The sequence below is a fragment of the Aquabacterium sp. genome (assembly GCF_036279655.1).
Classification (GTDB): domain Bacteria; phylum Pseudomonadota; class Gammaproteobacteria; order Burkholderiales; family Burkholderiaceae_C; genus Aquabacterium.
In genome coordinates this window covers 1-6826 of record NZ_DASUIT010000038.1, presented here as the reverse complement: position 1 = coordinate 6826, position 6826 = coordinate 1, and the positions used below count along the sequence as shown (strand labels likewise).

General features: G+C 60.8%; 6 protein-coding genes. 3 read left to right on the top strand and 3 right to left on the bottom strand.

Features of this window, described 5'->3' with window-relative positions:
• From VFW84_RS04060 to VFW84_RS04050, 3 genes are all read right to left on the bottom strand, one after another.
• On the bottom strand, positions 1 to 1845 hold a 1845-nt coding region (locus VFW84_RS04060), incomplete at its 3' end, for a filamentous hemagglutinin N-terminal domain-containing protein (protein WP_329679152.1).
• An 86-nt stretch (positions 1846 to 1931) separates the two neighbouring features.
• Entirely contained in the window at positions 1932 to 3671 is a 1740-nt protein-coding gene (locus tag VFW84_RS04055; RefSeq protein ID WP_329679151.1) for a ShlB/FhaC/HecB family hemolysin secretion/activation protein, read from the bottom strand.
• A 231-nt stretch (positions 3672 to 3902) separates the two neighbouring features.
• Positions 3903 to 4406 (bottom strand): hypothetical protein, encoded by a 504-nt coding sequence (locus VFW84_RS04050; RefSeq protein ID WP_329679150.1) that lies wholly within the window; start codon positions 4404 to 4406, stop codon positions 3903 to 3905.
• Between the two features lie 488 nt (positions 4407 to 4894).
• Here VFW84_RS04050 and VFW84_RS04045 point away from each other — a divergent pair, with 488 nt between their 5' ends.
• The 3 genes from VFW84_RS04045 to VFW84_RS04035 all read left to right on the top strand — a co-directional run.
• The gene (locus VFW84_RS04045; RefSeq protein WP_329679149.1) at positions 4895 to 5848 is read left to right on the top strand and encodes a hypothetical protein; all 954 of its coding nucleotides are present in this window, start codon (positions 4895 to 4897) and stop codon (positions 5846 to 5848) included.
• Between the two features lie 250 nt (positions 5849 to 6098).
• A complete protein-coding gene (locus VFW84_RS04040; RefSeq protein ID WP_329679148.1) occupies positions 6099 to 6578 on the top strand; it encodes a hypothetical protein in 480 nt (159 codons plus the stop codon).
• On the top strand, positions 6575 to 6826 hold a 252-nt coding region (locus VFW84_RS04035; RefSeq protein WP_329679147.1), incomplete at its 3' end, for a hypothetical protein. The genes VFW84_RS04040 and VFW84_RS04035, both read left to right, overlap by 4 nt.

Below are 6826 nucleotides of genomic sequence, written 5' to 3'. Positions count from 1 at the left end.
GGCATCGTTTCCGTTGGTCGTGAAGGAAGCGTTGCCCGTCACGTTCACTGCACCACTGTCGGTGATGTTGCCGCTTGTTGCGGTGACAGTGAGGTTGCCGCCCACCGTGCTGGTGCCCAGGTCCAGGCCGTTGACTTCCGCCACATTCACATTGCCAGTGGTGTTCAGCACCACCGTGTCAACATCCAGATTGCCGATGATGCCGCCCGTGCCAGCGGTCAGGCTGACCAGCCCGGTGCTCGCCTGGATCTTGCCGGTACCTGTCGAAATGCCCCCCGAGGCATCCACCGAACCCGCCGTCAAGGTGATCGTGCCCGAGCCCGTTGTGCGCAAGGTGAAGCCTGCCAGGCCGATGTTGCGGCCTGCTTGCAGTACCACGTCGTTGCCCAAACCCATGGTCAGGCTGGTGGCAAAGGTGATGTCCTGCGTGGCTTGCAGACGCAGTTCGGCCACGCCGCTGACGCCGCTGACATTGACGCTGACATCCAGGCCTGCGCTGTCGCCAAAGGCCACGTCCGGCGTGGGCGAGGCGTTGTTGGCCGGTGCCGTGCCGCCCGTATCGACCAGGGTGATGTTCTGGGGGTCCAGCAAGAGCAGGCCATCATGCCCAGCCGTGGCGTTCAGGTTGACCTGGCCGTCAAAATCCAGATGGGCCTTGCCGGAGACTTCGGTCTGGCCGCCGTTGCCGGCTTGTGCGCCACCCTGAGCCTCAATGCTGCCGTGAAAGCGCGTGACCTCATCGGACCACACCACGACCTTGCCTCCATCGCCCTGCGTCAGCGCATTGGCCTGGATGCTGGCCTCGCCACCGACGAATGTGCGGCTGGCGCGACGCTCGTCGCCTGAGCCCTGCCAGTTGCCACCCACCAGCACCGTGCCGCCACCGGCCTGGCCGGAGGCGTCGATGTGCGCCTGGTCGAACAGGCCGACCTTGTCGCCCAGCACGGACACCTGGCCGCCGTGCTCACCCGCCTGCTGGCCGGAGGCGTCGAGGGTGCCGGTGACCGAGGTCACGCCCGAGCTGCCGCCATCGATGACGATGCGCCCTTCACGCGAACCGATGCTGCGGGCCTGCACCAGGCCATCCATGTTCAGCACCGTGCCGGCCAGACCTTCACGCGCACGCGCCTGCAATTCGGCCACACCGCCATCGGCCCGGATGGTGCCCAGTTGCGACAAGCGAGTCTGCGCCTCTTGCGCATTGCCCACGTGCAGGAACACCAGCCCATCGCCGTCCAGATCGACCAGGGCTTCGGAGGCTGCGGCCAGACCCACGCGCGAGGCATCGATGGTGCCGGTGTTGACCACTTCCGGGGCGATCAGCGTGACGGTGCCGCTGGCGTGGATCTGGCCGTGTTGCTCGATGGCACCTGCGGATCCAGCCAGGGTGAAGCGGAACTTGTTCTGGAGGAAGTCCTCGTCGGCCAGGTTCAGCGTCGAGGCCACGAGCGAGCCCACGTCCGCACGGAAGCCGCTGCCGAACACGATGCCATTGGGGTTGAGGAAGAAGACGCGACCATTGGTCTGCAGGCTGCCCAGCAGGTGGGTCGGGTCATAGCTCGTGTCGCGGATCAGCAGGCTGGAGTTGCTGCTGAGCATGTCGATCACGACCGACTCGTTGGCGCGGATCGATGAATCCTGGGTGTTCGTGATGGCCGTGTGGGTCAGCACGTTCACATGGGTCGAGGTGCCCGTCGTCGTGGATGTCGCCTGACCATGGGTCACCGTGCCCAGGTCGAAAGACCATGCTGCGGCAGGAACCAGCGCCATGATCAGGGCGGCTGGCACGGGGCGCAGACCCCAGCGGCGCAGGGGGGCGGTCAAGGTGGATGCACGACGATTCATAACCGGACTCTCGAATTTCATTCAACTGCGGAAGCGGCACCTGGGCACCGCTCGATCCCCGCCTGCCAGGGCAGGGGCCGTGGCATTTACAGACTCTTGGTGAACACGGCGTAGACCCGGGGGTTACGCTCTTTCTTGTCGTTCACGGCCTCGCCCTGGGTGGCCCAGGCCAGGCTCATGCGGAAGGCAAAGGACTGGGGGCGATCCCACACAAAACCGAAGCCTGCACCACCGAGGGTGGGGGTGTTGTCGGTGATGGAAGGCACCCCTTCCAGGTCATGACGCACCTTGGCCACCCCCAGGTCATAAAAGGCGCTGAAGACCATTTCACGCGCGACCCGGCCGAACATCGACTCGGGTGGCAGCCAGCGCAACTCGGTGGTCAGCAGATGGGCGGTGTCGGCCGTGCCTTCACCCGGGGCATAGGCGCGCACGCCGCTGGCGCCACCCAGGCCGAAGCGCTCGGTGGTGTCCAGGTTGTCGCCAGCGATCTGTCCCTTGTAGCGCACATAGCCCAGCAGGCGGCCATTGATGATGTTTTGCAGGCGCGAGAAGCCCAGCCCGTACTTGTTGAAGTTGTTGGGCACGGCCAGGGTGCCGGGTTTCACGGTGATGTTGCCGCGCCACCAGTTCAGCTCGTAGGAGTTCACACCCCCGGTCAGCCAGTTGTCGCGGAAGTCCCCCACGATGCCCAGTTGCAGGTCACGGGTGCGCTTGTCGGACGTCAGGCCCGCGATGCTGTCGGTGTATTCCTTGTGCTCCAGCGTGGCCAGGGCAAAGGTGTTGAGGTTGCGCGAGCGGATCACCGGGTAGAGCCCGAACACGCTGTAGGCATTGGCCTTGCCATGCAGGTCCAGTTGGAAGATGTCCTTGTCGAGCTGGTACTTCACGGCCGAGGCCGAGGCGCCCAGCTTCAGGCCGTGACGCCCCACTGGGGTGGCGTAGCTGACCAGGCCAAACTGCAGGCCGCCGGTGGTTGACGCCAGACCGCTCACGGTCAGGTTGTCGCCCCGCCCCAGCGGGCTGGCCACCGAGGCCACGCCGGTGAGACGGTATTCGCCCGAGTAGCGCGAGCCGTTCATGTCGAGTTCGACCCGGCCGCTCAGGCGGGCTTCGGCTGTGGGCGTGACCACCAGCGAGGCGGTGCCGGGCGTGCGGCCCGACTTGACCTCGAAACGCGCGCGCAGACCATACAGGTCATTGATCATGAAGACGACGCGCTCGACATCACGCACCTTGAGGATGGCGCCGGGCTGCAGCTGCGAGAGGTAGTCTTCGACCACCTCCTTGCGCACGGGCATCTTGTCGGGCCATTTGAGGATGACCTCGTCCAGGCGGCCCTCCAGCACGCCGATGCGGATCACACCATCTTTGGGCGTTTGCTCGGGCAGGTAGGCATAGCCCAGGTAGTAGCCCAGTTCACGCTGCATGAAGCGGGTCACGGCCGATGCTGCATTGACCAGGTCTTCGTAACTGCGCTGCTTGCCGACAAAGGGGGCCGTGAGCGCGGGCAGGGCCTCGCGCAGGGCGGCGGGGGCGGTGTCGTCGATGCTGTAGGCCGTGACATCCAGCGTGATGTCATCGCTGGGCTTGCCCAGCTCGCGCGGCATGGCACCTTGGTCGGGTACAGCCGAGGCCGGAGTGTCCTTGGCAATGGGCTGCACGGGCTTGAGTTGCTCCAGGGTCGGCACGGTTCCGGGGGGGGCTTCGTCGGCGTACACCAGGGGCGTGTAGGCCATGAGGCCAGCCATGGAGACGCCGGCCAGGCAGGCCAGGGCTGTGTGTCGACCCGCCACGACGCGGGAGGTACCTGAAATTTTTCGCACGAAGATCCTCGTCCCAGCAACAACGGGTGCCCACATCGACGTGACAGGGCACCGATAAGCAAAATCGGAAAGATTCAGGTGGGAGTATCGCCGCAGCAGCCTCGGGTAAACACCCTGAAGCTAGGGGGGCGGGGCGATATGGGCGGGATCATGGGTTGATCCCCCTAGTATTAGGGGGAAGAAAAACGCCCGCAAGGTGCGGGCGTCATCTGATCAAGAGGTCGTAGGCGCTCAGGGACCGGGGGCGACCCATCCCAAGGTGCCGCTCAGTTTGACGGTCTGACCCACGATGGAGTCTTCTTTCAAAGTGAATCGGGTGAATTTGATCGTACGTGCGGTGGAGTCCAAGGTGACGCCAGTGGTCGGGCAGTCGTTATCGCTTGATACATCTTCATTGCTGCACACATAGCTGTCCGTGCTGGGCGTCGGGGCGGCATATTCGACATAGTTCAAGGAGCCATCCGTCTTGCTGTACCTCACGAAGACGGTGAAGTCGGTGCTTTGACCGTCAATGGTGACTTCGTACATGCCGTCGCCGACGTCGTCGTAAACGTCCGTATTGGCGACATCTTCTGCCGTGAATGTGCCGTTCAAGGACGACGTGGTGGCATCCGACACCACCAGTGTCCCCAGTGGTGTCAGCGCTTCGCCTGCATCCCCGCCACCGCCGCAGCCCGCCAGAGAGGCCGCCAGGGCCAGAGTTGCCATACCAAAGAGTGACTTGAGCGCGCGCATGAGGAAGTGTCCTGCCGTTGAATCGATGAGGTGCGGCGGATTCTACGTGCGCTCATCATCTGAAATTGCAAGCAGATGTAGCTGCGGGCGTGCCGTCAGGGGCGTTGTCTTTCTCGTGCGCTTCATTCATGTCATGGCGATGAAGCTTGGCTTGCGTTCGTTGATGCGTGTCAATAAGTGCCAACACCTTATCCGTGACCTATTCAACGATATGTAATGTTGTGTCATAGTTTCAAAAGTAGTCCCTGATTCAGATTTGGGGTACACAAAGCAGGAATCAGGGAAATGCAAATACAAGTCGCCCCAAAGATGGGCGTCATGGGAGTTGCTCGCGAGTTGGCGACTGGCGTCGGCGCCATTCACGCGCTGGAGTCCTATTGTTCGCTGGCACGCCTGCATCGCGCGGCCAGACACTTAGGGCGCAAGGCAAATTTGTTGCGCATGCAGCAGACCGTTGGGCGGGAGCGCAGTGGGCCGGAGGGGCAGTCATGACCGCTGCAACATCTCCAGAGCAAGCGGAGTTGATGCGTTTGCCGCGACATCCTTCTCCAAGGCGCGCCATCTGGGTCATCCTGGCGCTATTCACCCTGGCCTTGTTGTGGGCCTGTCTGGGCCAGGTCGACATGGTGGCGGTGGCGTCTGGCCGCATCGTGGCCAGTGAGGGCTCCAAGCAGATCCCGCCACCTGAGACCAGCATGGTAAAGGCCATCCATGTACAGAATGGGGGCAAGGTCAACGCAGGCCAGTTGTTGATTGAGTTGGATCCCACGACCGCCCGGGCGGACAACAGCCGGGTGGCGCAGGGGCGCGTGGCGGCACTGCCGGAAGTCTGGCGTACGCAAGCACTGTTGGGGTTGCTGGACAACGGCAAGGCACCATCATTGCCAAAAGGGGCTGGTGATATTGATGACGACTTGCGCCAGTTGGCGCAGTTGCAGCTAGATTCTGAGTGGCTCAACATCCGGGCCCAGCGCGCCAAGCTGGAGGCCGATTTCGAGACCTTGTTCAAACAGGGGTTCTTGACCCAGCATGCCGACCAGGACTGCACCCAGTTGTGCATTAAGGCGGGACTCACTCTGACCGAGCAAATGCGCCAGGCCTGGATGGCTGATACGGCCAAGACCTTCAATGAGTGCCATGCCAGGGCCGATCTACAACAGCGCCAGTTGGTGGAAGAGGGCGCCAAGGCAGGCCTGCTCGAGCGGCTGACCTGCCTAGCAGCGCCAGTGAGCGGCGCCGTGCAACAGAGAGCGGTGCACACCACGGGCGACGCAGCTACTACCAAACAGGTGCTGCTGATCCTGGTGCCTGAGCAGGCGCTGGTGACGGCATCCGACGTGATGCTGGAAAACAAGGTCGTGGGTTTTGTGGGTCACGGGCAGAAGGCTGAGATCAAGCTGGCGACGAAACGGTATGAGTCAGTGTCGGGCAGGGTTATGTAAGGGGTGAATATTTCGTGTGACGAACACCGCAAATCCAAGAGTGACAACACGGGGGGTATTATTCCCTGCTTCTTTGACGTTAGTGTGAAACGTCATCACGGCCTATGGCCAAAATATCACGTTGATGCTTGGAATAAGTCTCTCTGCGGAGATCAGGATGGGCGAGGCGAGCTTCCCTAGTCGAGGGCGGAGTGAGGCGAAAAGTCTGCGGGAACGGCGAGGTGCAATGTTGGAATTAATGTTCACCTCTATGAACATTGAACGAGTGAGGTTTGATTGGGGTCTTCTTATGTCTATTAAGCAGCTTGTGCGGACATCAGTGTTGCTAGTGTTGTTGTACGTGATATTAGTTTATGGAGGGTTTTTTTATGGGTTGCCAAAAAAAACCGAACGGTTATGGCCATTAATTCACGTTGTATTGATGATTGTGATTGCACAAGTCGCTGCCTTGCTCGTGACCTTCCTTCTGAGGCGGCATCGTTCTGGCTGCAGGAATTTGGTTGCAGTCATTTGGTGTGCTGGGATCGCTTGGGGGACTGTGTTGGTTTGCTATGGGGGGGTGCTGAATTCCCAAGAAGAGTATTGCGTCAAAGAGGTTGCGAGAGATGGGGTTTGTGCCCTGGATGGATTGAAGTTGGTGGGGGAGAGTTTTGTGCTGGTCCTTCTTCCGACTGTATGTGTTTTTCTGTATACATTAATTTTTCCGGTTAAAAAAGGGATTGAATCGTGACTGCTCAAATTATTGCTCCGGCGGATAGGGTTGATAATATTATTAATAATGCGCCGGGTATTTTTCAGGTTGATGTGGACCCGAGTTCTAGTGCTAATCATAATAGGGCTATTGAGTGGCGGTGGTTTGGTAGTCGTGTTGTTGATGTATATAACGAGTATATAACTGCAGAGGCAAATCGGCAGGGCGTGGATCCTGAGTGGGTGCGTGCAATTGTGTATCTTGAGAATTCTCATGGCTATTATGAT

Coding starts and splice junctions, on each gene's coding strand:
- VFW84_RS04045 (WP_329679149.1), top strand. CDS start 4,895: ATGACCGCTGCAACATCTCCAGAGCAAGCGGAGTTGATGCGTTTGCCG.
- VFW84_RS04050 (WP_329679150.1), bottom strand. CDS start 4,406: ATGCGCGCGCTCAAGTCACTCTTTGGTATGGCAACTCTGGCCCTGGCG.
- VFW84_RS04040 (WP_329679148.1), top strand. CDS start 6,099: ATGAACATTGAACGAGTGAGGTTTGATTGGGGTCTTCTTATGTCTATT.